19 protein-coding genes and 1 riboswitch are annotated in these 24,364 nt (G+C 32.2%); of the genes, 6 read left to right on the top strand and 13 right to left on the bottom strand.

Annotated elements, in window-relative coordinates; genetic code table 11:
• Positions 1 to 422: 422 nt before the first annotated feature.
• From ADJ83_RS00995 to ADJ83_RS00965, 8 genes are all read right to left on the bottom strand, one after another.
• Positions 423 to 1,124 carry a hypothetical protein gene (locus ADJ83_RS00995; RefSeq protein WP_048716534.1) on the bottom strand — a complete coding sequence of 234 codons (702 nt, stop codon included), beginning with the start codon at positions 1,122 to 1,124 and terminating at the stop codon, positions 423 to 425.
• A gap of 28 nt (positions 1,125 to 1,152) precedes the next feature.
• Positions 1,153 to 2,445: a hypothetical protein gene (locus tag ADJ83_RS00990; RefSeq protein ID WP_048716532.1), complete on the bottom strand. Its 1,293-nt coding sequence runs from the start codon at positions 2,443 to 2,445 to the stop codon at positions 1,153 to 1,155.
• 14 nt (positions 2,446 to 2,459) lie between these two features.
• Positions 2,460 to 4,010, bottom strand: coding sequence for a hypothetical protein (locus tag ADJ83_RS00985; RefSeq protein ID WP_048716529.1), 1,551 nt, complete (start codon positions 4,008 to 4,010; stop codon positions 2,460 to 2,462).
• A 63-nt stretch (positions 4,011 to 4,073) separates the two neighbouring features.
• Positions 4,074 to 4,844 carry a WD40 repeat domain-containing protein gene (locus ADJ83_RS00980; protein ID WP_342585605.1) on the bottom strand — a complete coding sequence of 257 codons (771 nt, stop codon included), beginning with the start codon at positions 4,842 to 4,844 and terminating at the stop codon, positions 4,074 to 4,076.
• A gap of 241 nt (positions 4,845 to 5,085) precedes the next feature.
• Positions 5,086 to 5,168: riboswitch (cyclic di-GMP riboswitch) on the bottom strand.
• A 120-nt stretch (positions 5,169 to 5,288) separates the two neighbouring features.
• Positions 5,289 to 8,087 (bottom strand): TrlF family AAA-like ATPase, encoded by a 2,799-nt coding sequence (locus ADJ83_RS00975; protein ID WP_048716524.1) that lies wholly within the window; start codon positions 8,085 to 8,087, stop codon positions 5,289 to 5,291.
• A gap of 325 nt (positions 8,088 to 8,412) precedes the next feature.
• Positions 8,413 to 9,702, bottom strand: coding sequence for a hypothetical protein (locus tag ADJ83_RS00970; RefSeq protein ID WP_048716522.1), 1,290 nt, complete (start codon positions 9,700 to 9,702; stop codon positions 8,413 to 8,415).
• 134 nt (positions 9,703 to 9,836) lie between these two features.
• Positions 9,837 to 10,001, bottom strand: coding sequence for a hypothetical protein (locus ADJ83_RS25430; protein ID WP_160314237.1), 165 nt, complete (start codon positions 9,999 to 10,001; stop codon positions 9,837 to 9,839).
• A 49-nt stretch (positions 10,002 to 10,050) separates the two neighbouring features.
• The gene (locus tag ADJ83_RS00965; RefSeq protein ID WP_048716520.1) at positions 10,051 to 10,260 is read right to left on the bottom strand and encodes a hypothetical protein; all 210 of its coding nucleotides are present in this window, start codon (positions 10,258 to 10,260) and stop codon (positions 10,051 to 10,053) included.
• Between the two features lie 597 nt (positions 10,261 to 10,857).
• Here ADJ83_RS00965 and ADJ83_RS25425 point away from each other — a divergent pair.
• From ADJ83_RS25425 to ADJ83_RS00950, 5 genes are all read left to right on the top strand, one after another.
• Complete coding sequence (locus ADJ83_RS25425) at positions 10,858 to 11,010, top strand: hypothetical protein (RefSeq protein WP_160314236.1); 153 nt, start codon at positions 10,858 to 10,860, stop codon at positions 11,008 to 11,010.
• Between the two features lie 55 nt (positions 11,011 to 11,065).
• Positions 11,066 to 11,230, top strand: a complete 165-nt coding sequence (locus tag ADJ83_RS25420; protein WP_160314235.1) for a hypothetical protein — start codon at positions 11,066 to 11,068, stop codon at positions 11,228 to 11,230.
• A gap of 12 nt (positions 11,231 to 11,242) precedes the next feature.
• Positions 11,243 to 12,664 carry a recombinase family protein gene (locus ADJ83_RS00960; protein ID WP_048716518.1) on the top strand — a complete coding sequence of 474 codons (1,422 nt, stop codon included), beginning with the start codon at positions 11,243 to 11,245 and terminating at the stop codon, positions 12,662 to 12,664.
• Entirely contained in the window at positions 12,648 to 13,211 is a 564-nt protein-coding gene (locus ADJ83_RS00955; protein ID WP_048716515.1) for a hypothetical protein, read from the top strand. Before ADJ83_RS00960 ends, ADJ83_RS00955 begins: the two co-directional genes overlap by 17 nt.
• Before the next feature lie 560 nt (positions 13,212 to 13,771).
• A complete protein-coding gene (locus ADJ83_RS00950; RefSeq protein ID WP_160314234.1) occupies positions 13,772 to 14,272 on the top strand; it encodes a hypothetical protein in 501 nt (166 codons plus the stop codon).
• 337 nt (positions 14,273 to 14,609) lie between these two features.
• Here ADJ83_RS00950 and ADJ83_RS00945 read toward each other — a convergent pair whose 3' ends face one another.
• From ADJ83_RS00945 to ADJ83_RS00925, 5 genes are all read right to left on the bottom strand, one after another.
• Positions 14,610 to 14,831, bottom strand: coding sequence for a YdbC family protein (locus ADJ83_RS00945; protein ID WP_048716509.1), 222 nt, complete (start codon positions 14,829 to 14,831; stop codon positions 14,610 to 14,612).
• 71 nt (positions 14,832 to 14,902) lie between these two features.
• A complete protein-coding gene (locus ADJ83_RS00940; protein ID WP_048716506.1) occupies positions 14,903 to 17,860 on the bottom strand; it encodes a type III restriction-modification system endonuclease in 2,958 nt (985 codons plus the stop codon).
• A gap of 3 nt (positions 17,861 to 17,863) precedes the next feature.
• Positions 17,864 to 19,744, bottom strand: coding sequence for a site-specific DNA-methyltransferase (locus ADJ83_RS00935; RefSeq protein WP_048716503.1), 1,881 nt, complete (start codon positions 19,742 to 19,744; stop codon positions 17,864 to 17,866).
• Between the two features lie 13 nt (positions 19,745 to 19,757).
• Entirely contained in the window at positions 19,758 to 20,534 is a 777-nt protein-coding gene (locus ADJ83_RS00930) for a DUF4391 domain-containing protein (RefSeq protein WP_048716500.1), read from the bottom strand.
• An 11-nt stretch (positions 20,535 to 20,545) separates the two neighbouring features.
• The gene (locus ADJ83_RS00925; RefSeq protein ID WP_048716496.1) at positions 20,546 to 23,785 is read right to left on the bottom strand and encodes a helicase-related protein; all 3,240 of its coding nucleotides are present in this window, start codon (positions 23,783 to 23,785) and stop codon (positions 20,546 to 20,548) included.
• A gap of 306 nt (positions 23,786 to 24,091) precedes the next feature.
• Here ADJ83_RS00925 and ADJ83_RS00920 point away from each other — a divergent pair, with 306 nt between their 5' ends.
• On the top strand, positions 24,092 to 24,325 hold the full coding sequence (locus ADJ83_RS00920; RefSeq protein ID WP_048716493.1) for a helix-turn-helix domain-containing protein: 234 nt from the start codon (positions 24,092 to 24,094) through the stop codon (positions 24,323 to 24,325).
• The last annotated feature ends 39 nt before the right edge of the window (positions 24,326 to 24,364 follow it).

Genomic DNA, 24,364 nt, shown 5'->3' with positions numbered 1-24,364 from the left:
AAACCCATTCACTTTGCCTTACAGGGATTAAAAGGTTTTTAAAACTTACTAGTTATAGAAGATTACAATATACTTTTTTACAAGGAACACTAGAAAATAAAAAAGAGGCTTCTCAAAAGTTTACTTAAACTTTTGAGAAGCCTCCGTTGTCTAACTTCAATATTAGCAAAATGTTAGCAAACCACTCTCATCTTACTCCAAAACCCAGTCATACCAAGGGTTTGAGGGCCTTATTACATCATGCCGCCCGTAAGCTTTGAGGGTGTAACATCGTTAACGAGAGGTGTGAAAAGTGCGGTAAATCAACGTTTTGGATATTACTGGTTGTAACATCTTTAACGGGGATTTACCGTTTTTTATGGGATTGCGTTAGCAAAATGTTAGCATCCATTAGACTGGATGAATCCTATTTGAAGCGTACATTAAAACTCTTCTATCATTGGAAAGCTGTTGGTTATGTTAACAATCCAGTCAGCAGGGGATTGATAAATATTTAATACATAATATCCAGACTGCTTAATCTCTATTATCTCATTTCTACCGTATATAGATTTGGTTTTACATTCAGTATCAGCATTATACAGATCACCAAGAAATTGAGCAGTTTTATTTTCGTGTGTTACTTGGAACTTGTAAATCCCTTTCCTTAAAGGAAATTTATTCGATACCCAAGACCCTTTACCTGAAAAGGAATAATTTACATCCATTGGTAACTCTAAATCAACCTCAAAATAATTATCGCACCTATTTAGTTGTTCAACAATCCCATCTATCATTTTTGTATAACTGTCTAACGAAGCTTTTAATTCTCTAATTCTTCCATGTACAAAACTTAATTCCTTATTTAGACTACTTCTTATATTTAATACATTTTTATATTCTTCACTTAGATACTCATCAATATTTAAACTAACAAAACTAAACATATTCCTTAAAATGGTTACCGTTGGAACTTCTTTATTTTTTATATACTTAGCATATCCTGTTAATGGCATATCCAACAACTTAACTAAGTCACGTTGAGTTATTTTGTCTTGCCTTCGCTTTATTTCTACCTTTTCCGAAATTCTTGAAGCTTCATATATTTCTTTCAAAATATCTTCATCAATTACAGTTACAGACATTATCCTTACTCCTTTTAGAATTAACTTTTTAAAACTTACCTTTCAAATTTAAAAAGGCTTTATTTGCAAAGTTTAGAGCATCTTGGTAGTGGGATGGATGCACTCCTATTTTGGGTATTGTTTTCATCACATCCTTATAGCCATCTAATGCGTAAGTTTTTCCACTTTGTATGTTATTCAGTGTTCTTTCTAATTCTTTTCTCTTATAGCTAGTGTATCGAATGTCTTCATTTTGCATTTTGGAAACACTCTCAATAAGTATTTGATTAGCCTGACTTTCTTCTAAACCAGATTTTAGTTTACGCAACTTGTCATGCCTAATTTCAATTTTCTCATCGACTTTACTAAGTACTGGTTCTGATAAATAAAAAACTGAATCTTTTAATTCCTTTTCTTCATTTCTTGATAGCGCTTTTTTAATAAAATTAGATGCAAAATGACTTTGGCTTCCAAATAAGATTGCACCCATTCCTGCTGATAATAATGTATACTGTGGTCCAAATAGAGAGATTCCTAGTGCTGTTCCTGTTACTTTACCTAGACTTGCAAATGCAATTTTAGTAGTCGAATCAACTAATATATTCATAACAGCTTGTTCAATCGCAAGGTCATTTCGCCAAATTCTCTTTGCATTAGAAGCGGTATATACAATAAATGTAATGTATGGAATTTCAAAATCAGTTAAATCTACTGCGTGACCAAGAGTTTGTTTTGTTGTTGTAATCACCTCTTCATGAGAAACAGAGGTGACATATACTTGAGAATTACCCTCAAAATATTTCCCCAGCTCTTCATTCACATAAACAGGAATATCTGGATACCGTTCTAAATGTTCACGGACCCCTTGTGGGTTTACTAAATTTTTGACCTGAAATGGTTCTCCATCTACAAGGAGGTCATAGCCTGCTTGATTAGAGGTAGAAGGAAACTCAACATCGTGTCCATGTGCTTGAAGCTCAGTTCCTATCATACGTTCAGCTACATACCCTTGAAGCTGTGCCATGTCACCTGTTAATGATGTAGTATCAACTGATTTAGCAAATTCACTCAACGTAAACAAATGAGACAAATCCTCAGTCCTAGCAAAATCGATACCTTCTACCACTAAAGGATCTAGCATGATAAAATCATACAAAAATTCACCGGCACTAATCGTTGAAATTGCAACGGTTTGCCCAATCTGCTTCCTTCCTCCAAATAATACATTCCGCACCCTTTGTTCTTGAGAAGCTACTGTTGGGGAAACTGAACATGATAATGCCTCTTCATATCTTTTTTGTGTCCAAAAATTCCAAAACTGCGGGTTTTTTATCCCTTTCATAGTTAGGCCACCTTCTAATCCATTACAATGTGTTCTAATCCATATGTTTCTGATTCACTATTTTTCATTTTATTTTTAGTTGAACGTTCCTTTACTTTCAAATTAGACAATTCATTTCTTTTGTTCGTTATGTCTATTTGTAGTGAAGAAATTTGATCAAGTAATTTATTTATTTCTAACTCATAAACCTTAACTTGATTAACAGATTCAGTAGCATAAATAACTTTTTTATTCAAAACAGCTTCTACCATTTGATTAAATATAGATTCAATTTTCCGTCTGCGAGTATTAATTTGTGACTGATAATTGCCTGTTTTAAATGCCGTTTTTATTGAACTGAAAAAGCTATTTGAATATCGTTTTTCAAATGTAATTTGTTCTTCCAAGTTTCTAATCTCAATTTGTTCAGAATGAAGTTGAGAAGTTAAATGCTCGAAATAGGGACGTTGCTTATCGTCTTTTAATAGACTCTTTATATTATTTTTCAACGAACTAATCTCTGCTTCTAAGTCCTTTTTATTTAACTCTCTTGCTTGTAGTTTTACATTCAAGTCATAAATTTGTTTATTGAGAGTATTCTGATTCCCATAATTAACAACTAGTTCATCATGAAGATGTATATACGCATTAAATCTGGTATTCCACGCCTTTGAAATAACAGTTAAATCTTGATAAGAAATTTCAGGGCTTGATAAATATGGTAAAGATATTTGCATTAATACAATAGGAACTAACCCTTTTCTTAATGATTTGTTTTGGTGGTTAACAAGTAAAACACCACCACCTAATATCATCGGTAAAATAAATAAGGGATTTGCTAAAAAAGCCATTGTTGAAGTAAGTGTTGTGTATGCACCAAAAGGTAATGTAATTCCAAAAATCCCAGCTAGTGCTGCTAATCCAGATGTAATAGTAGTATAAAAAGCAAACCCACTAACCTCTACAATAGTAGCAAAAAGAATGCTTGCGCCACTTTGGGCTATCACTTTCTTAACAACTTTATCTGATATTTCCTGTACACCTAATTTTTCTTTGATTTTCTCTTGTTGTTCATTCGGAAGTGCATTGACATAACCAAGTACCTTATTTGCAAGTTCATCTTGTTCCTTTTCAGATAGATTTGTTAGCTTTAAGTCCAATTCTTTAAATACTTGGTTCATTTGCCAGTTGATCATGGCTTCAAGTTTAGTCATATCATTAGCACTAAAATACGCTAGGAATTCCTTATTCTTTTTTTGAAATTGTAAAAATGACCAGTCAACGATCTCTTGGCATTTATCTTCTATTTCTTTCTGTAAATCATATCTTCCACCTTTTAATTGGGTTATTTTCGTTAATTCTAGGAAAAGTGATAAACGCAATTCCTCATCTGTCATTGTCTGCAACTTATTCGCTTCTTGTTCGACGTTGAGAGAAAAATGATTCGATTCTTCTGATGAGATAAAATCTTTTGTTTTTGTAGATATCAGTTTGATTATATTTGTTTTACAAAGTAGAGCATATACTAGCCTCAAGTCTTGTCCTGAAAGCCTAACTAAAGCTTGGCTTAATAATTGTCCGTCCATAATTAACCTCCTAAAACTTACCAGCAGGGATTTATAAATTTATATTTCTTTGAATATAATAATTTATTGCCACATCATAATTTTCCTATCTATTCCAGCTGAAATAAAGAATTGTTGGTTAGATGATACTCTTACACATTGGACTGTATTTTTATGTCCATTTAATTTTTGTATTAGTTTCTTAGTTTTAATGTTCCAGATCATAATTGAACTATCACTTCCACTTGAAACTAAGTATTTTCCATCTGACGAAAGTACTATTGAAAAAACCGGTGATTTATGCCCTTTTAATTTAAAAAGTAACTTTCCATACCAAACATTCCATATTCCAATACAACCATCGCTACCTGCAGAAGCTAAAAACTGGCAATCAGGAGAAAATACTAAATCAAAAACTGGCCCTGTATGACCTTCTAAGGTATGAATGATGTCTTTATTATTAGTTTTAAATAGTCTAATAGTTCCCTCATCATCACCAGAAGCAATCCATGAATTATTTGCAGAAATACCTCCAGAGTAAACAGCTTTTTTATGTTTATATGAAATTAATTTTTTTCCTGTTTGAATATCGTAGAGACATTGGTTTTTATCTCCACTACTAGAAAGAATGAATTTGTTATTCGAAGAAACTTTCACAGAGTAAACAACTTTTTTATGCTGTATTGTTCTTAAAAGCTTCCCGCTATTGATATCCCATATTTTTACAGTATTATCACCACTTCCTGAACAGAGGAACTTTTGATTATCTGAAATAGAGATGCATTGTATTGTTTTACTATGAGCATTTGGAATCTTCTTTAGAGTTTTATTTGTATTAATATCTAGTAAGTAAATATCGCCAAATGAGTCTCCATAGGTATATCAACTTGCATCTTTAGAAAGATCTAATGCTAGAATTGGAGATAAACATTCCTTAATATTTCTTCCTTTTATATTATCGACATTAAAACAACTTTGATTTAAAGTTTTTTCCTCCATGAGTTTTACTTCCTGTCTTTAATTTATAATTGACGTGCCTTTTATTTTAAGAAGAAAAAAACGCCACATAAAGAGCGTTTAACAATCTAAAGTATATAGATGCAACTGGCTGGCATTTCCACAGAATTAGCCCCTTTAGTTTTGCGTCCTACTTTTTCAAGTAGTTTGCCATTATTAAAATTTTATAGTAATTAATTCCTACTAAAATGTTACTATAAATATTAAGAATTGGATAGTGGCTGTAAAAAATAAACATCTAATATTGCTTCCTTTACTGCATTGAGAATTATATATTTGCTACTAAAAACCATATTTCTTTTCCCGTATTTCAAAGGCTTCTTTTCCACCTTCAAGTATTTCACAAACATGTGTTTTTATACCTTTACCGTCGATTCTAATATCATGTTCCTTAAAATCACATTCTATACCACCAGTCAAATATTCAAATCTATGATTGGCATTTTCTATAAGTTGGCCATCTTGATTTGCTACGATTACATTTTCCGAGTCTGTTAATACTACTAAATTTGCATTATGAGTTACAATTATGATTTGTCTTGTATCTTTTTTTCTCTTCAATATATCAACAAGATCCTTGCTAATTGTTCTGTTATCTAGATTATCCTCTGGCTGATCAATCAAGATAGGGTGCTTCTCATCACTCATTTCTAAGAATAACTCTAAAAGCACTAAACCTCGTTTGCCCGGCGACATTTGATTTAAACTATCTCCGTCCTTTAGGAAATCAAAAACAATTTTTGTCTGTCCTGTATTAAACAGATGCTCTACGGCATCTTGTTTTGTAAATGATTTTCGAAGTTTTAATTTCGACTCATCAGTTTCTATAATCGAATCACAAATATGCTTCAATTTATCAAGATAATTCTCGATTTTAAATATAAATTGGTCATTCTCATCAAAAAGTAATAAACCTTCTGTATTTGGAAATAAGTTACTTATCTTTCCCCTCCTATTAAATAACGATAGGAAGCTTTCCTCAAATTTCGTATTTTCAAAGATAATATCAGTTTTAAGAATCAAATTTGAGAACTCATTTTTGTCATCAAAATAGTTCTTTATTTCTAATAGAATTTCTAAATATCTTTCAAAAGTATAATATATCCCTTCTTTTATCTGGTTAATAGTAATCTTCAGTTCCTTGTTTGTTCCCTCATATATCTCTAATTGCTTTATTAATTTTTCTTGTTCACTTAAACTTTGTTGATACTGAGATATATCTGATAAACCTTTTAATTTGTCTTGATATGGCTTTAGCTTTTCTTCAATTGACACAACCTTTTCATCCTGAAGTTTTTTCCACTCTAAATATGCTTTACTCTTAATATCAAATTCATTTAGCGTATTCACAAAAGCCTCATTTACTTGAATACTTAACTTATCCGTAAGCTCTAAATATTCATGTGGTAACCCTATAGATAAGTCCTTTATACTACTATTAAAATATGAAACCAAAGAATTTAATTCTCTTGAAGCAGCTATGCCTTTTTCGTTATTTTGAGTATTTTCTCTGATTAAATTCTGAATTTCTTTCTTTTCGTTTTCGAATTGTTTCATTTCCAATTCACCCTCTGGTGATATGTTGGAAGATTTAATTCTCTCATCTATCAGTTTTTGAAGTTTGTCATATTCTTTTTGGAGTGCCTCTTTATTTCCTTCACTTTTGATTTTTTCTTCATTTGTAATTAAATCCTGAATTTTCTCAAATAAACGTCCAATATCAAATTTGATTTCTTTAGAGAAATTTTTAATTTGCTCTCGTTTTTCTGTGAAGAACCTCGAATGTGCTTCATTTTGCATTAAAATTTCTACAATCTTTTTCTGTAAATCTTTATTAGCTGTTTCCTCTGATAAAGAATTTATATACATTTGTGGAATATATGTAACTTTCCCTTTACTTTCAGAAAAATTATTAGAAGAATCTCCATTTCTCCAGTTAACTTGAAATTTTAAACCTTCTATAAAACTGGATGAATATGGATTCTTCCACTTATCATCCATCATCCGAGTTTCTAATTCATCTGTAGAAATTGCTTGTGCTATTTTGTATAGAAGTAGCGATTTACCAGAAGATTTACCTCCAATTATTGTGTTCAATCCAGAATTCAACTTGATCTCTGTAGAAGTAAACTCGTTGCTATCAAGAAATTTAATTGAATTAATAATATTGTAATCCGATTTTAAATCAGGGTTATTTTCCTGTATGGTAACTCTTTTTTCTGGTTCGTGAATAATCTGTAATAACCCATTAAACGTGGGATCCGATTTGATCCATGTATATCTATTCAATTCTGGTTTACATATTTTTTCTATTTTATGTGCATCTGAACCATGAATACATGGTTTCAGGGAGCCATAGTTTTCTATTATTTTTTCTTTCGAATGATTTGACGCTTTACCAAGAAAAAACTCCCTATCTGCAGGTCTACTTGAAAAAACAGCATCAGCGAACTGATAAATTTTTCGCTGTTCTATTTGCATGGAATTTTCTCTAACACCAGAAGCTCCATCAGTAGATTTATTAGCAACAACTGTGAATACGTTATTCTCAAAGATCTTTTTATTTTGACCAAAAACATTTTTTAATCTATCAATAGAAATTTTAAATTGGTTCATACCTTCTTTTAGTGCTTCCCGATCGCTAATATCCCTAGTTTTAGTCATTTTTCCTAATTCTATTAAATCATCATTTGTACAACTAAACGTGTTACCACCATATTCATATTTAAGTTCTCTAAAAAACTTATCATTTATATGTTCTATAATATTTGGTGAAAAAATAACGTGGGTATTAATTGGCCTATCCCGTGCAGTAACAGTATCAATTCTCAATTCTACATTGGGAAGAATTAAATCTATATTGTTTAATCCTCCAGCATTTTTATACTCCATTACTCTTAAATAACCCTCAATAGAGTAATAGTCTGTTATACCTAAAACACTTATATCTTCTAAGGACTCTAGCTTTTCAAAATATTCCTCCCACGATCCAAACTCATTATGTAAGATTGAGGCTGGAGAATGAACATGTAAATCCCACTTACGCCATATTGAACCCGCACTATTTAAGAATTTCTTCACCTTATAACATCCCCTTAAATTTTTTCTAGAAAGGCAACCATTTATATAGTTATTCAGAAAGTTAGCACTTTTGTAATATTCACTAAAATTCTACACCATTCAACAAATTTATCCAATACTTACCATTGAATTCTTGTAGTTCATATCTGTATTTCAAGATGCGATTTTAAAGCCTCACCGTACCTTTGGTTCAATTTTATTGCCAATATGTCTTCAATTTAAAGAACAAAAAAATGCTACTAGGAAACATGAACTACCCTTTGATAATCTCATGTAACCTATAGCATTTTTTTAATATTTCCATGTAAATTGTTCACTTCATTTTTTAGTCAAATTGGCTAACATCTTTTTCAATTTCCTCCATTATCGTTTCATTATCCATATAAACGGCAATTATTTTGGTAAGCAACTTATTTTCAAACATCGCTTTCCGAACATCCGAATGAGATTTCACATGTTTCAGATCATTTGCATCATCAATAATTAACTTTACTAGTAAAATTCTCACCAATAGAGGATCATCTGTCTCATCAATCCACTGCCACGCTTGCTCTGTTAGAATCATGTTGAACTTTTCATTAACAAAGGCAGCTAATAGTAGCTTTAGTTTTTCTAAAGGTACAGAGAGAACTTCCTTTAAAGCTCCTTCTCTGTTTAAGAATGTCTTAATACTGTAGGCAATTACTTTTAAAGTAAACTCTTGTTCGTCAGTTAATACAATCGTGCTGCCGTCATAGTATAGATAAGCATCTTCATCAGCTAAATACATTTTGTCTTCAGTGGCAGCTTCCTTAATTTCAAAAGCTGGACGGATTTGATTATGAAAGGCTAATAATTGATCTTCAATCTTGGTAATTTCCTGATTTAACATTGATTCGATATCACTTGTTGTATTAGTAAAAAAAGCCTCTAAATCTTTCAGAACTTCGGTTAATGGGATATATGTTTTTATCTCCCGCCCTGTAAACATCACATCCATCATTACTGTACCAAATTGCCGTTCTGTCACTTCGGGATGACCAGAAACTTTGGCGAATACATCTAAAAAGGAGAATTTTTCTCTTGGCAAGCAAACCCATGTCCGGGCAACAGCTCTGATTACTTCTGAATCAGAAAACTGCGGTCCGTTTTTAGATTTACATATGATAAGCAGTAAGTCATTTAAGTCAACCGTTGTATTAATAAAATAAATTAACATTTTCAATGCACCAAGCTGATTAGGGGAAGAGTATGTCTTTAACTCATTGCCAAACCACTCTATAAAAGTCTTTCTAGAGAAGTGACGGTAAATCAGTTTAAACTTTTCTTCTTGTTCAGCAATCAGCCATTTATTAATAAATTGAAGCTGTTCCATCTCATTATTAACATAGGAGCTTTTAGACAGTAACCTGTCCACATCAACTCGTACTGGAATTTCGATTGGTGATGAGAGAAATTGATCTGCCCATTGTTTTGCCTTCACACATTGATCATAATCGATAATTCCACTCATCATACTTTTACTTGGCAAGCGGCTCTCAATTAACATTGCTATTGCCAAAATGTACAGATGATATTCATATCCCTGTGTTTTAGAATTAAAAACATCAATCTGTAACTGGTCCTCTTCAAACAAAATATCTTTTTGGATGCTTTCTAATTTTATCGATTGATAATGACTGATATCCCTATATAAAGTAAAAGTTTCAGCAAATCTTTTACTTTCTAAATCCCCTCTAATAACCCAGTGTCGTTCTGGATCTGTTTTTTCTACAGCCTTACATAGACGAGAAGCTCATATCCAAAGTATTCTCGTTTTACAACGTCTGCAAAAGGAAAGGCATTTACTAACTTTAAACTTTCCTCATAAACTTGTTCCCATTCTAAATTAGATATACTACTAGGTAATATAGCTAGATTAATATACGTTCCCACTTTTAACGCTCCTTAATTCTAATAAACTATTGGATCGATTGGATTTTCTTTATTTTTTGTCAACCATCGGCGTTACTAATATGCTCAAACCAGACTCCTCATAATCCCACATCTTGGTCCATGCAAAAGTTCCTTCTGGTAAAATAAACTCTCTTTCCTCTAAATGTTTAATAGGCTCTTTTTTAGTAATACATCCGTGAAAAGTTGCAGGATGAATTTTCACTCGTCTACCTGTGTCATTATAAAACACAAATTTCATTAAAATAGCACTCCTTTCATTCAGTTAATTCCCTAGCCTTGCTAGGATCTTTTACATATAGATTAACTATATTTCCTTTCCATTTATTCGCTAACAATATTATCCAGTAATAATCAATATTATACATACGGGGCTTGTGTTCTTATTTTTGGAGATAATGGGTATAACATTTTTAATAATTGAACACCATAGAATTGTTAGTGCAATTTGTATGTCAAAGGAAAGAAGAAATGCCTATGTGCATTTCTTCTTTTTCTTTTTTGAAATTTTCTTGTATCTGATATTAAAATGAGAGAAATCTCAAGATATAATGATTCCTGATTAACCGGTTGATTAAAAATTTAATAAAGTAAACAAACAAGCGAAGTCCGCAGTTTACATGACGTTATCCCTATAGAGGATAACTATGTGCTGCGGTCTTTTCTTTCTATAGTGACAATTGGAGGAAAGTTCAAATGACAGAAGATAAGAGTAAGAAACGAGAATTGCATGAAGATTGGATTGATAGATTATTAGACAAGTGTGTAGAGGCTGAAGTCTCGAAACACGTTTTTGAAAGATTTATTCATTACTATGTTAGGCAAGGAGGTGATAACGGTGCAAAATCTGATTCAGCTACTGAGCGAACTTGAAGTACCAGCAATTGAACCAAAGATCGTTATTGTATCAAGAGATGCTAACACAGAATGTGATTTCTCGTATCAATTGCATATAGATTTAGATTCTGATAACGAAAAGTATATAGTATAAAATTCTCCCTACCCGTCAATGATTGTACTAATTTTATTTGACGGGAGGGGAAATCATGGACTTCAAACCTGTTGTAAAGGTTACTTTTAACGAAGAACTTCAAGCAGATTCGTATTACTTCTTAAAAAGACTCATTGAGAAAATTGTCATTGATGAACTTGAATTAACTCCAACAACGAAAGGAATGTTGCTAATGGAAAGTGAGAAAATTATGGAATAGGAGTAGAGTTTTATGCTTTATATTGATAAAGAGAAAATTTATGAGGATTTTATTGCTGTGTACTCACGAGTTAGTACCGCTCAACAAGATATTCAAAAGCAAATCCAAACTGCAAAAGCGTATATTCATAATCATAAAATTGATGAGGATAAGGTAATTTGGTTAGAAGACGATGGGTATTCTGCCAACAAATTAACAACTAAGGAAATACCAAAGTTGCAAGAATTACTGATGCTCATTAAACAAGGTAAAGTAAAAACCATTATTGTTTATCATCGTGACCGATTAGCAAGAAATTTTTATGAATACGTCGCACTAGTGAAAGTGTTTTATAAGCATGGAGTAAAGGTTATCTTTACTGCAAGTAATCAACCATCATTTTCAAAAAAACTAGCTATTGAGGCATTGTATGGAATGTTTGCTCAGAGTGACGGGATGAATATATCATCTAGGAGAAATGATACCAATAAACAGTTTCCTTCAAACATTTTCGGATATCAAAGAATTGGTAAAAAGAAAGATGTGAAATATATACCAAATCCCAAAATAGAAAATTCTTTAAGATCTTTTTTCTACGAGGTAATGAGAATCAAAAGTACAGAGGATCTATTCCAAGTGATTATGAAGTACAAGAAAGTTTTAAATAATAAACAATATCACAACTTGCTAAAGTATTTAAGCAACCCTTTCTACGCGGGACACATGGAAACTATTTATGGATTTGAAAAATTGAATCACGTTACCCCAATAGTTTCTTTAGAAGATTTCCAAGATATTCAAGAAGTATTAAAGAATTTAAATGACGATTTAGTAGCAGCTATGACGGAAGCAACAAAACATAGCATTGTGACACCATGTTGCAGTATTTGCCAACAAAGTATGACCTTTAGAACTGCTGAACTTGGAGAAAGCGGCTATTATATATGTCAAAAGAAGCATAAAAAGGTGAAAATAGAGGTTACCCAACTTAACGCTTTAATTTCTGAACACTTAATTCAAGTGATTAACCGTATTGAAATTGCCAAGGTAGAAGCAGAAGTAGTTGCTTATTTAAATAAACTTAAAGGTACTAATGATTCCAAGCTCATTTCTTATAATAGAAAATTAGCTGAAATTCATAAAGAGATCACAGAAAATTTCACCATAGAACCAAGTATCAAATTTGAAAAGCTAGTTTATAAAGCTAGAAGTATAAAAAAAGAGATTGAAGAAACTCACTCAATGTTAATTAAAATTGATGATGCTAAAAATCATTTAAAAGAACACGTTCAAATAATAAAAAACACCATGAATGAAGAATTACAAGGATATGACCTTTATTTTTTGTCTTCTTTATTTTTTACCAAAATAGAAGTTAGTACAGATTCTATCATTTATTACGTGAACTTTGGTAAATTCATTAAGGATGGTGATTCCATTGAACTTAATGCATAAATATTGCTACCAGCATAATGGAGTATATTTCCTTACTGAAGAACCCTTACCAAACTTTGAAGTAGCAAAAAAACCGTGGAATATTTATAGAGATTCTATAAAGCTGCTTACAGCATATATTCGTTGGTCCGATGAGAAACAAACATCTGGCCATTCACTAAACACACAATTGTTAGAAATATTAGCAAGAACTAAAATAGAAGGCTACAATGCTATTGTTATTTTTATTGATAAAGCTACATCTGCCTTTCATGTTCCAGCCCAAAAGCGGGAAAAGATGTTAGAAATGAAGAGTTTTATTCTTAGTAACAAAAATGCAACTGGCACTATCTTTTTTGATGAATCCAGACAAACAAGGTTAATTGAAGATTATGTTTTGAACATTCTTAGACCAATTAAAGATTTCAAACCTAACTTTAAGGTTTACTCTACTAAGATAGATGGCGAGTGGGATGAAAATAATCTTCAGGTTCAAGAAGACTTTCCTTTGCTCATGATGAGTCAGTTGAAAAATCAACGAAAGCTTACGACTTTCATAACATATTAACTAAAAATAAACCTAAACCACAGCGTCCCCCATCACGTAACCCTTTAGGTTATTCGCTAACTATTGAGGAACCAGATAAATTTGAAACAAACGATTTTGTGTTCATCGTACTGCTCATATTTTATTTGTACAGCTATGGATATAGCGAAGACAAGATCGCTGATTTTCTAAATAAGGCTGAAATCCCAACACCATCACAGGATGCTAAAGAGTGGTAGGATTCAAGCATAAGGTATATTTTAAATAATTATTGGTATTCTGGTGACTTAGCATGGTTTGCACGTACTAGTTTTGAAAATAGTAAACGTAGACCCGAAGGTGAGTTTTTTTTGGAACCAAACCACCATGAACCGCTAATCGGGATGAACCTTTGGAACACTACTCGTTATTTAAGGGAGTACAAAAAAAACAAGGAACAGATGAATAGTCCATTTATTTTACGAAATATAGCTATCTGTAGCTCCTGTAATACTAAGCTTACTACCAAAAACTCGACACCCGTTAAATCAAAAAAGAAGTATATGTATTATCGGTGTCCTTCATGTAAGCAAAAGTTGAACATGGACGATTTAAACGAAGTCATAGTAAATGACTTGTCAAAACGATGGTCTAAAGAATTAAATCAACACCTAAAAGAAATAGAAAAGATTCTCATGAGTTGGAATAAAGTTCTCAGAAAAAAAATTACTGAAACAAAGGATTCTATTTCAAAATTAAAATACAAATTCAGTATGCTAGATCAAAGCCAAGCGTTTTTCAAAGATGTAAAAGAAAGCTTTGAGCTTCAAATTAGGCTCTTTGAAAAGAATAACACAGAGTTAAATACTGCTCTGGAACAAATAAAAGCTTTACAAAATGACGAAACACAAATTGAATTGATTGATCGATTTAAACAAAGCATTCACGAATACTCTCTGGAAGAAAAACGATCCATTATCTTGCTCGCTGTTGAATCAGTTGAAGTTGATTTTAATAGAAAAAATCACATTAAAATTGAATATCGACTTACTCCGTATATTGACCTAGAGAACTTGGTAAATTCTATTAATGAGTCTGCATAGCTGCTGTTTAATACACAGTAGCTTTTTTTATGAAAACCAACTGCTTGCTTTACCTAAAAAATAATAGTTGCCTACTTGCAATACCTAAAGATTTTGCCGATAATCAAAATTCCGATTTCTTAAATTCCCAGAATCCATTGATATCAAGGGTTTTTTACGTTTTTAATTAGGGATAATAAGCATCGAGGGATCCCTAGATACTTATATTACCTAAACCATTATTATCTTTATGCCCACTTTACCGAAATGTTATACACAAAGAGAAGAGCCATGAATGTCACGGCTCTTCTTTAATATTCTTTTCCATTTCGTGCAATTAGTTGATCTAATTGAAGTGCTATTTAACGATATTATTTAGTGCTTCCTTCAGTTTAATTACCTCTTCATTGGATAGTGTCAAACCTTTACCCATCTTTTCGTAATTTGGTGACCAATCACGCAAATCATATTTAGGATCTCTACCATTCCAACTAACCAAATTTAATTCTTTTTTCCATCCTGTGGATGACTCAGATAAAACAGCTATAGTATCTACAATTTCAAACTTAATTTCAGCCAACGCATCTTACATCCTTTCAAGTGTTTATGTTCAACTAATGTTCCCTCTATTCGCATTAGTTGATGTATTACTTAACGACTCGATACCCTTAACATGAATTCCCCTACATCACTCTCAGGTCCCTCAAAAACAACATCTGCATTAATCGCCTCGAAATGCTTGCGGGCAAATTGAATTTTAGCTTGTTCTTCTGGACGAAGGAACTCTTCAACATCGGTACCTTTCGTTTCTAAAACAAAATACAGTTTTTCTTCGCCATCTTTGTTAATTACCGCTGCCCAGTCTGGATTATAGTTTCCAACTGGCGTTTCGATTTTAAACCAGTTTGGCAACTTCACATATACTTTGACACTTTCATCACTTTCAAATCTCTTGGCAAAACTTTCTTCAATGTCTGAGTCATATAAAACATGATCAAATGGTGACTTATTACTTTGAACAGCATTATCATTAAGATAAGCAAGAAGTTCTTCATTTTGGAAGAGTTCTACTGCGTAATACGACTCATCGTCGATTTTGTAATATTTAATTCCGTCTCTAAGGAGTAATTTCATTTCACGTTTTATTATTTTCGTTACTTCTTCTATGAATTTTTGCGGATTATTTTTGAAATCATCTAAACGCTTGCTACCAGTCAGTATTTCTACAATCGTTTTCCGGGTTAAGTTTGTTCTATTTTGTAGCTCTGTGATGATATCTGGTAGTGTATGATGAACAGCAACATAATCTTCTAGTCGTTCACTTAATGTCGCACCTTGAACACCTGTAATTCGATCAAGTGATGAGATTCCATCTTTACGAGAAATAATTCTTATTTTCTCTATTCGGTTCATCTTTTGTATATTAGATATTGTCTTTTTAATTAATTCACTACTATCAAAGTCAATTGTAAATACTGTTTTATATTTGATTTTTTCCCACAATTCAATGAATTCTTTGCTGTCAATAATCGCTTTATTTAATTTCACTTTTCGTTTCTTGCTGCCATCTTTAATTGGCAGACTACTAGTAATATGCTTCAGCTCTTTGACAATTGCCGCTTTCCAAGGTTGAAATTCCTCTGGCAAAACTAATTCATAAGTTTCTAATGCTTCTTTTAAGACTGATGTAGCTTTATCCTTCTTATCAACATAATCATTTGCTTTCAAACTTTCATATAGTTTCTTAGAAAGATCATACCCAAGAGCCACCGGTTCTTCAGATTCTTGGTCAAGATAAGCTAGTTTAGCAAAAATATGTTTTTCAATTTTTCCAAATGTAATTCCTGTTTGTTCTTCCATTTCTGTTTGCAAGTTAGCAACAAAATCCTCATATGATTCATTGGCCATGACTGTCAGTGTATTCACATTATAGTCTAGCACCCGCTCACCATCTTGATTTACAGCCAATCGTAACCCACGACCAATTTCTTGTCTACGGCTGACATACGTACCTCCAGAATCTTTCAAAGTACAAATCTGGAATACATTCGGGTTATCCCAACCCTCGCGCAAAGCAGAGTGGGAGAATATAAAACGAAGAGGCTCCTCTAAACTCAATAGTCTCTCTTTTTCTTTCATAATTAAACTGTAAACATCTGTGTCCGCTTGCGTATTACCTTTTGTATCCTTTACTTTTCCTTTCTTATCTTGAGCAAAGTATCCATTATGTACTTTGTCTATTTCTATCTCTACATCAATATCATCAAATAAAGTACGGTATTTCGGTTTCTTTATTAGCTTTTTGTATTCCTCTTCAAACATAACGGAATACTTCCCTTTTAGTGTATTCCCGTCTTTGTCATATTCTCGATAGTGAGCTACTTTATCAATGAAAAACAGACTTAATACCTTAATACCTCGGTGGTTTAGACTTAGCTCTTTATCAAGGTGTTCTTCAATTGTTTTTCGAATTTGGTAACGTTTAATTGTATCATCATCTATTTCTCCAATGGCTTCACCAATTCTCAAATGATGACCATTAATCTCTATTGATTCATTTCCTTCCGCCCAATCGATTTGCTCAATGATAAAATGCCGATATAATTCTCGTTCACCTGACACATCATATAGATCATCGCCATATTTTACCGTTTTAGCAGCTCGCTTTACTTTTCCTCTCGTTTCAACATCTAACTCTACTTTCGCTTTTCTTTCTTTCACTTCAAGCAATTTAATATATGGAAGATTAAATGATTGCTCTGATCGAACAGACATCACTTCAATTTTCTTTACAAGCTTTTCGTTGTAAGCATCAACAGCATCTAAACGATAAATCATATTATATTTTTCTACATGAGTAGCTGAATAACGTAAGGTACATAACGGTTCTAATGATGAAATAGCTTCTTTAGATTTTGGCGTTGTATCAACACTTTGAGGCTCATCAATAATCAAAATAGGATTGGTTTGTTGAATGAATTCAATCGGCCGATATCCATTTAAACGATCATTTGCTCTGTGAATTACATTAGCCTTATCCTCTTTTTCAGGATCGACAAAACTCTTTCGAAAAGCGTCAATGTTAATGATCATGACTTGTATTGTTGTTGCAGTAGCAAAATTACGCACTTGATCAAGCTTATCTGAATCGTAGACAAAGTATTCTAATGGTTGACGATCATACAAATCTTTAAAATGCTGTTCCGTTATTTGTAATGATTTATATACACCTTCACGAATGGCAACAGATGGTACAACAATAACAAACTTAGAGAATCCATATTGTTTATTCAACTCATAAATAGATCGTAAGTAAACATACGTTTTACCAGTACCTGTTTCCATTTCAACAGTAAAATTCATGCCATTTAGGGCTTCGCTTCTAGCTAAACCGTTTTTAATCTGCAATTCTTGTACATTTTTTAATATTTCATTTGGAGTAAGATCTAACCGGTTACCTATCCCTAAATCCGTCTGAATCATTCCTGCATCTTCACCATAAGAAACAGTAAAGTTAGACTGTTTCACCTGTTGACCTTTAAATATGTCGACAACGGAATCAATTGCTTGTCGTTGATAAGTTAAGTCAGATTGAAACTTTAACTTCATCTTTTACACACTCCTTACATCGTTGATTCCGTTCTTTTTCAACGTTTGAATTGCATTCGTTTTTACAGAATCATTTAAGAAACCTGACTCTTTAAAGATAACTTTTGTTTCAAAATCCTCTGATTTAAGTTTAATCATCTCATTTACAATGTCTAGATCAATCTCGTTTTCCAGACATAACAGTATAGAACCATAAGCAACATTATAAATAACTCTACCACTGGATTCGATTTTCACTATTTCTGATGTGAATGGAATTCCAACCTTCAGTAGAATTTCATAAAGTAAATCTTCATTCGTTCGGCCTTCTTTTATATTTTCGAGTTGTTCCAACATACCTTGTTCTAAATTTTCCAAGTCTGGCTCCCACGTTTTAACATTTGAAGAATCTAATTTAAAAACTTTAAAACCAATATCTAATTCCGTTTTACCAGTTTCTTGAACAATTTGTTCACCAGCACGACGAATGCGCTCCTTACCGATTTCACAAATATTTTTATAACCTTCTTTGTATGCTTCTGATTTTTCATCAGTTAATTCTGGTAACTGAACCATAATAAATTTACGGTTACCACCATCTTCAGCATTTAACTTGAGAATAGCATGAGCGGTTGTTGAAGACCCTGAAAAAAAGTCTAGAATTAAATCATTGCTTTCAGTGCTAATAGTGGCAAATCTTTTTATCAATTCAGTTGGTTTGGGAAAGGTAAAAATTTTCCTGTTAAATATTTTTTCTAATTCGCCTGTTCCTTTCCTACTAGAAATCTCAGTATCCAATTGTAGTGACCTAATCACTTTTCCAGTAAGCCTACTTTTTTGGACTACTCGATACTCTCCAGAATCAGTTTTATAGCCCACAATTTCATCGTTTAAACCTTCAGCAGCCTTCTTTTTCCCCCATCTCCATACTCTTTGTATACCATCCTTTTTTGATATTACGGGATATACTTCAATCCAATCCATTTTCTTTTCTAAACCAATTTCATAAAAAGTATCATCCAATTTATTATTTGGATTTAAATAGAATGGGTAATATAAATTAGGTCTTGTTTGTGGATTAAACGCAACGTTTCCATTATAAAGAGGATAAATATTAAATTCCCCTTTTTCATCGCGATATTTGAATTGCTTATCTTCTTCGGGTAAATGGCTAGTATCTGTGTAATTTATATTCTTAGCATAAAACATTGCATATTCATTTGTTTTTGCTATATGGCCGTAATCGATAGCGCTCGGAGAAGAATTCACTACAAACATTCCTATAAAATTGCTTTCACCATAGACCTCATCACATATTTTTTTTAAATTATAAGCTTCAGTATCATCAATAGATATAAATATAACCCCATTTTCACTTAACAAATTCCTTGCTAACTTTAATCTTGGATACATCATATTTAACCAATCTGTATGGTATCTTCCATTAATCTCAGAATTCGCCTTTGACTCCTGTTTTGTCAATTCTTTATAATTTTTTATATTATTTCTAAAGTCATCTTTATAAACAAAATCTTTTCCAGTATTATAAGGTGGATCTATATAAATCATCTTTACTTTTCCAAAGTAAGTTTTTTGAAGTAACTTTAATACTTCAAGGTTATCTCCTTCAATATAGAGGTTCTCTGTTTCACCCCAATTTTTACTTGATTCTTTATCTGGGCGTAATGTACCCGTAGAAGATGTTTGTGCCATTTTTAATGCTTGCATTTTGCCATGCCATGAAAATTCATATTTTTCTTTATGTGTTTCAATTTCTTCACCTAAAACAACTTTTAATTTTTCAAAATCAATTTTCCCTCCAGTTACGACCTCTGGGAATAGTTGTTTAAGTGTTTCTACATTTTTCTTTGCTAGGTCTAGTGATTTTCCTTCGAGCTTATCCATGAGAATTTCTCCTTTACAAAACTAATTCTTCTTTCAATTGATCAGTCTGCTTTTTAAATTGTTGGATTTTAACATTTAATTCCACTTTTTTATTGAATTGTGATTCTTTCTTGATAGCCGATTTTAACTTTGTTATCTCCAGCTCTAAGTCCTTTATTTGCTGAATAATCCTTTGTCGTTGGTCGTGTTTTTGATGATCTCTTTCAATATGATAACTACCTATAGTTTCAGCATTTTGAGATGCTTCTACAGCTAGGTCTATATCTTTGTAAAACACAAAAAAATTATTAAAATTTAAATTTGGTACATGGATTGTCTTAATAAACTGATTTTGTATTTTAGTATCATGTTCCAACTTTAACCAAGAGGTTCGATGAATATCACCTAACACAACACTGGATTTGTCAACTTTGTTTAAGCGTTTCATACAAGTACTTACAAGCAATTTCTCTTTTAAATGAAAGACAATGACTACTGGGTTAGGTAAAGCTCCATGAATTACTTCTTCAACAATTGCTACTTGTTTTTCGGTTGCTTCCTCTCTTAGCCGAACAGTTATAAACGTAACACCTTCGTAATGTATATCTTCGTTTATGAATGGTTGGATATTAATAGTGGAAGGAGTTAGCAGGTACGCTAACTCAATCCGATCAATGTATTTTGTTATGACATTTTTTTCTTTTTTGTTTAAATCAGCATAATCATAAAACATCTTTTTATCTAACTTTTTATTGAGAGCTTCAAGCTTTGAATCTAATCCAATAACTTGATAGAAGAGTGATGTAGCCATTTTCACCATCCTTACTTTACAAACAAATATGAGATAATTTCGAAATCCTGTAAACTAGTATTGGCACTTGTTACGAGACTATCTAGATTGCCGAGACTAAATATATTTAAAGTTGATTGCTCGTCCATTTTTCCGACAATCTCATTTGTCGCGTTTTCTAGTAATTCTTTGTGCGTATCCATCTCTTTTCCGTTTTTTGTTTCCTCATAAAATGCATTATATAAATGTTCCTCTACACCATCTTGACCGTGACATAATGAGCGGTACAAGTCTAATATTTTTTTCACATGAACATGATTGTAAAGTACTTCTCCATTTTCCTTCATGTATATTAGATAATAGGGATGAAGTGCATTTTTTTCATCAGTAGCAGTGAAGTTGTTAATTTGCTTTAAACAAAAAATAATACCTTTTTGAATTTCGTCTTGAAGTTTCTCATTCCTATTTGTTGTAATACTAAATAATCCTAATGGTGTATTTTTCACAATCTCTTCGTTCTTTTTCATATAGTTCAACAAGTCCATCCTGAAATCATCCATTGTAAAGTCCGTAAGTGAAATGTTGCCTGATATATCTTCTAAATCGATGATCTCGTCTTGCAACTTCTCTAACTGTTTTCGACGGTACTCTAAGTCCTTCATCTCATTACTGTTTTCGGCAATCACATTTTCTTCGCCTGTAGAAGAGATATCAAGAATGGTCATCCGGTCTTTAACTCTACCAACTAAGTTGATATATTCGTCCAGTTCAATAGAAGGCCAGTAATTGACAAGTTGGATTTTTTCATTTTTACTTCCCAGTCGATCAATTCGCCCAAATCTCTGAATAATTCGGACTGGATTCCAGTGGATATCGTAGTTTATTAAATAGTCACAATCCTGTAAGTTTTGCCCTTCAGATATACAGTCCGTTGCGATTAATATGTCAATTTCCCCTTGTACATCAGGCATTACTTTTTGTCTTTCTTTAGAAAGTGGGGAAAAGTTAGTTAAAATACTATTAAAATCCACTTTCTTTATTTTTAATGTTGTTTTAGGATTATCTGAACCAGTTACCAGTGCAGTGTGAATGTCAAAGTATTGAAGAATCCATTTATGTAAATTCTCATATAAATATTTAGCTGTATCTGCATACGCTGTAAATATGAGTATTTTCTTGTTTTGTTCATTAATTGGATTCTCAATTTTCTGCTTGATTTCTTCTCTTAAAATTAATAATTTCTCATCTCTTAGAGGTGAAACTTTTTTAGCATACGATAATAAGTTAGCAAGGATTTCTCTGTCATAAAGCAAATCTTGTTTCCAACGAACTAAGTCTACATCTTTTAATAATATTTTTACTTTCGAACCAATGAGAGCATCTTCTAATTCTGGATCTTCTACATCAACATCCATAATATCATTTGTTGTATCTGTAGCAGGAGTGTAGTTCTCAATTTTTTCAATGAAAGAATTAATATTGAAAATGATGCTATCAAGTGTTAATGAAAAAGAATGAACAGAACTTTCTAATCGCTTTAATAAGTTCGATTTCATTAAATGTATTAAGTTACTTTCACGATCTGTTTGTCGAAATACTTGTCCATTGGCCACTTTTGTATCGTATTTCTCACTATATGTCGTTCTCATACGTGGCAAAATATATTGCATAGGAGAATAAACAGCCAATCGAAGACGTAATATATCATTATTTATCTTCTCAAGAGCTGGAAACTCACCTTTTTTGTCAATATGTATTTTCTTATTCTCTGGTTTCAATCGTGTTGGGAACTTACCAATATTATTCATATTATAGTATTTCTCTATATGTCTACGAGATCTAGCGATAGTTAATGAATCAAGTAAAGTGAAATAATCCCAACTTAGCATATCTAATAAACGATCCGTAGTCCGCTCTTCGTCTGATAAATTACTCCATTTATTGAATTGTGACTGAGCCACTCGAATGGTATGCGAAATGTTTTTAATATTGGCTGAAGTATTAAGAGCTGCATCGTCACCCTCAGTAATAAATGCAATTTGGTTTTTTAAATCATCTAATTTATTGTTTACAGGAGTTGCAGATAGCATTAACACTTTGGTTTTTACCCCAGCACGAATAATATCTGACATCAGTCTAGAATATCTTGTTATTCGATCATTGCGCGCTTCATTGTTTCTAAAATTATGAGATTCATCAATCACAATCAAATCATAATTTCCCCAATTAACGTGTTCGAGGTTGATATCTCCACTGTACCCAGATTCTCTTGATAAATCAGTATGGTTTAATAAATCGTAGGAAAAACGATCCTCTGATAAAATATTCCGTTTATCGTTTAGTCGATAGATCGACCAGTTCTCTCTAAGCTTTTTGGGTGCTAACACAAGTACTCGGTGATTTCTTAACTCATAGTATTTAATGACTGCTAATGCTTCAAATGTCTTACCAAGACCCACACTATCAGCAATTATACAGCCACCATGATTTTCAATTTTATTAATCGCTCCTACTACACCATCTTTTTGAAAATCGTAAAGCTTATTCCAAATCAGTGTATTTTCGAATCCAGTCTTTGACTGTAAGGCATCAAAGTCCTTTGCACCCTCTAAGAATTCTTTAAACAAATTGTATAAGGTAACAAAATAAATAAGCTCAGGTGAGTTTTCTTGATATAACGACTCAATTCGCTCTATGATCTGCTCTTTAACACCTTGTAAAGCAACTGCATTTTGCCAAATTGCTTCAAAATTTTTTAGTAGCTGATGGTTCGATTCATTATCAACGATAATATTATTTATGTACATACTAGATGAATTACTATATCCAAGACCTGCGCTAGAGAAAGGCGCTCCGCCAACTAATCCTATTTGGCTCCCATCCTTATTCTCCACATGATATAGGCCGCCTTGTATTTTTTGCTTTGTTACGGATTTAAAATTAGCGTGGGATCTTAACCATTTGGCTAGCTCTCTTGCAATATAACCTTGCGTTAGTTCCATTTTATATTTGTGTTCTTCATCCACACCATACAACAAAGCTTCATTTTTTTCGATTTGCATTTTATTGAAGTCTTTATTGTCTATAAATGCTGGCTCTGTAAAAATGAATCTAAATTCATCCACTTTAGAGAGTTCTTTCTTCAATTCAACGAATGCATATAATGTAAAGTGAGCTGCTGCGACTGATATTTTACTTCCATTACTAATATGTTCTTTAAGCACATCCCCAACTAGACCCGTTTGCTTATTATCGATAATGCCTTTATGCATAATTAACGCGCTCCTTCGAATCAAAAATCCCCTTTTCCAACATTTCAGGTAGAGTTCAAAAATAATAAGTCTTCTCTAAAACATCCTACACCAACTCTTTTATAGCTAAATTATACCATTTTCCTTACAATTACTAAATTCCTATTCCAAATGGCTATAACAACATAAAATATTTGAAATTATTTTCACTAGATACTTAAAATGACCAAAATCCGAAGCTATAATGTTTCAGAATTTAACCGGTAAATTCATAACAACAATTAAGAAATATAACAAAACAAACTAATAACTGGAGGTTTTCTTTCTATGGAAAAAACGAATAAATATACAACTTGGGAATCGTTACCCGATACCCTGACAGCACTTCATATTTCACAATTTCTTGGGATTTCAAGAAGAAGAATTTATGAGTTATTACAAACAAATGTTGAACATGGCGGTCTTCCAAATTTTTCAATTGGCACATCAAAAAGAGTAGAAAAAGCAGACTTTAAGCAATGGATTAATCAGCTTAAAGTGAAAAGAGAGGTTCATCAATAATTATGAAAGGACATTATAGAAAAAGAGGTTGCAAGTGTC

Source organism: Bacillus sp. 522_BSPC (genome assembly GCF_001076885.1).
GTDB classification, from domain to species: Bacteria; Bacillota; Bacilli; order Bacillales; family Cytobacillaceae; genus Niallia; species Niallia hominis.
Note: the sequence above shows the minus strand (reverse complement) of the source record. Positions and strands in the feature narration are given on the sequence as shown.

Coding starts and splice junctions, on each gene's coding strand:
- ADJ83_RS00995 (WP_048716534.1), bottom strand. CDS start 1,124: ATGTCTGTAACTGTAATTGATGAAGATATTTTGAAAGAAATATATGAA.
- ADJ83_RS00990 (WP_048716532.1), bottom strand. CDS start 2,445: ATGAAAGGGATAAAAAACCCGCAGTTTTGGAATTTTTGGACACAAAAA.
- ADJ83_RS00985 (WP_048716529.1), bottom strand. CDS start 4,010: ATGGACGGACAATTATTAAGCCAAGCTTTAGTTAGGCTTTCAGGACAA.
- ADJ83_RS00965 (WP_048716520.1), bottom strand. CDS start 10,260: ATGAAATTTGTGTTTTATAATGACACAGGTAGACGAGTGAAAATTCAT.
- ADJ83_RS25420 (WP_160314235.1), top strand. CDS start 11,066: ATGGACTTCAAACCTGTTGTAAAGGTTACTTTTAACGAAGAACTTCAA.
- ADJ83_RS00960 (WP_048716518.1), top strand. CDS start 11,243: ATGCTTTATATTGATAAAGAGAAAATTTATGAGGATTTTATTGCTGTG.
- ADJ83_RS00950 (WP_160314234.1), top strand. CDS start 13,772: ATGGACGATTTAAACGAAGTCATAGTAAATGACTTGTCAAAACGATGG.
- ADJ83_RS00940 (WP_048716506.1), bottom strand. CDS start 17,860: ATGAAGTTAAAGTTTCAATCTGACTTAACTTATCAACGACAAGCAATT.
- ADJ83_RS00935 (WP_048716503.1), bottom strand. CDS start 19,744: ATGGATAAGCTCGAAGGAAAATCACTAGACCTAGCAAAGAAAAATGTA.
- ADJ83_RS00930 (WP_048716500.1), bottom strand. CDS start 20,534: ATGGCTACATCACTCTTCTATCAAGTTATTGGATTAGATTCAAAGCTT.
- ADJ83_RS00925 (WP_048716496.1), bottom strand. CDS start 23,785: ATGCATAAAGGCATTATCGATAATAAGCAAACGGGTCTAGTTGGGGAT.
- ADJ83_RS00920 (WP_048716493.1), top strand. CDS start 24,092: ATGGAAAAAACGAATAAATATACAACTTGGGAATCGTTACCCGATACC.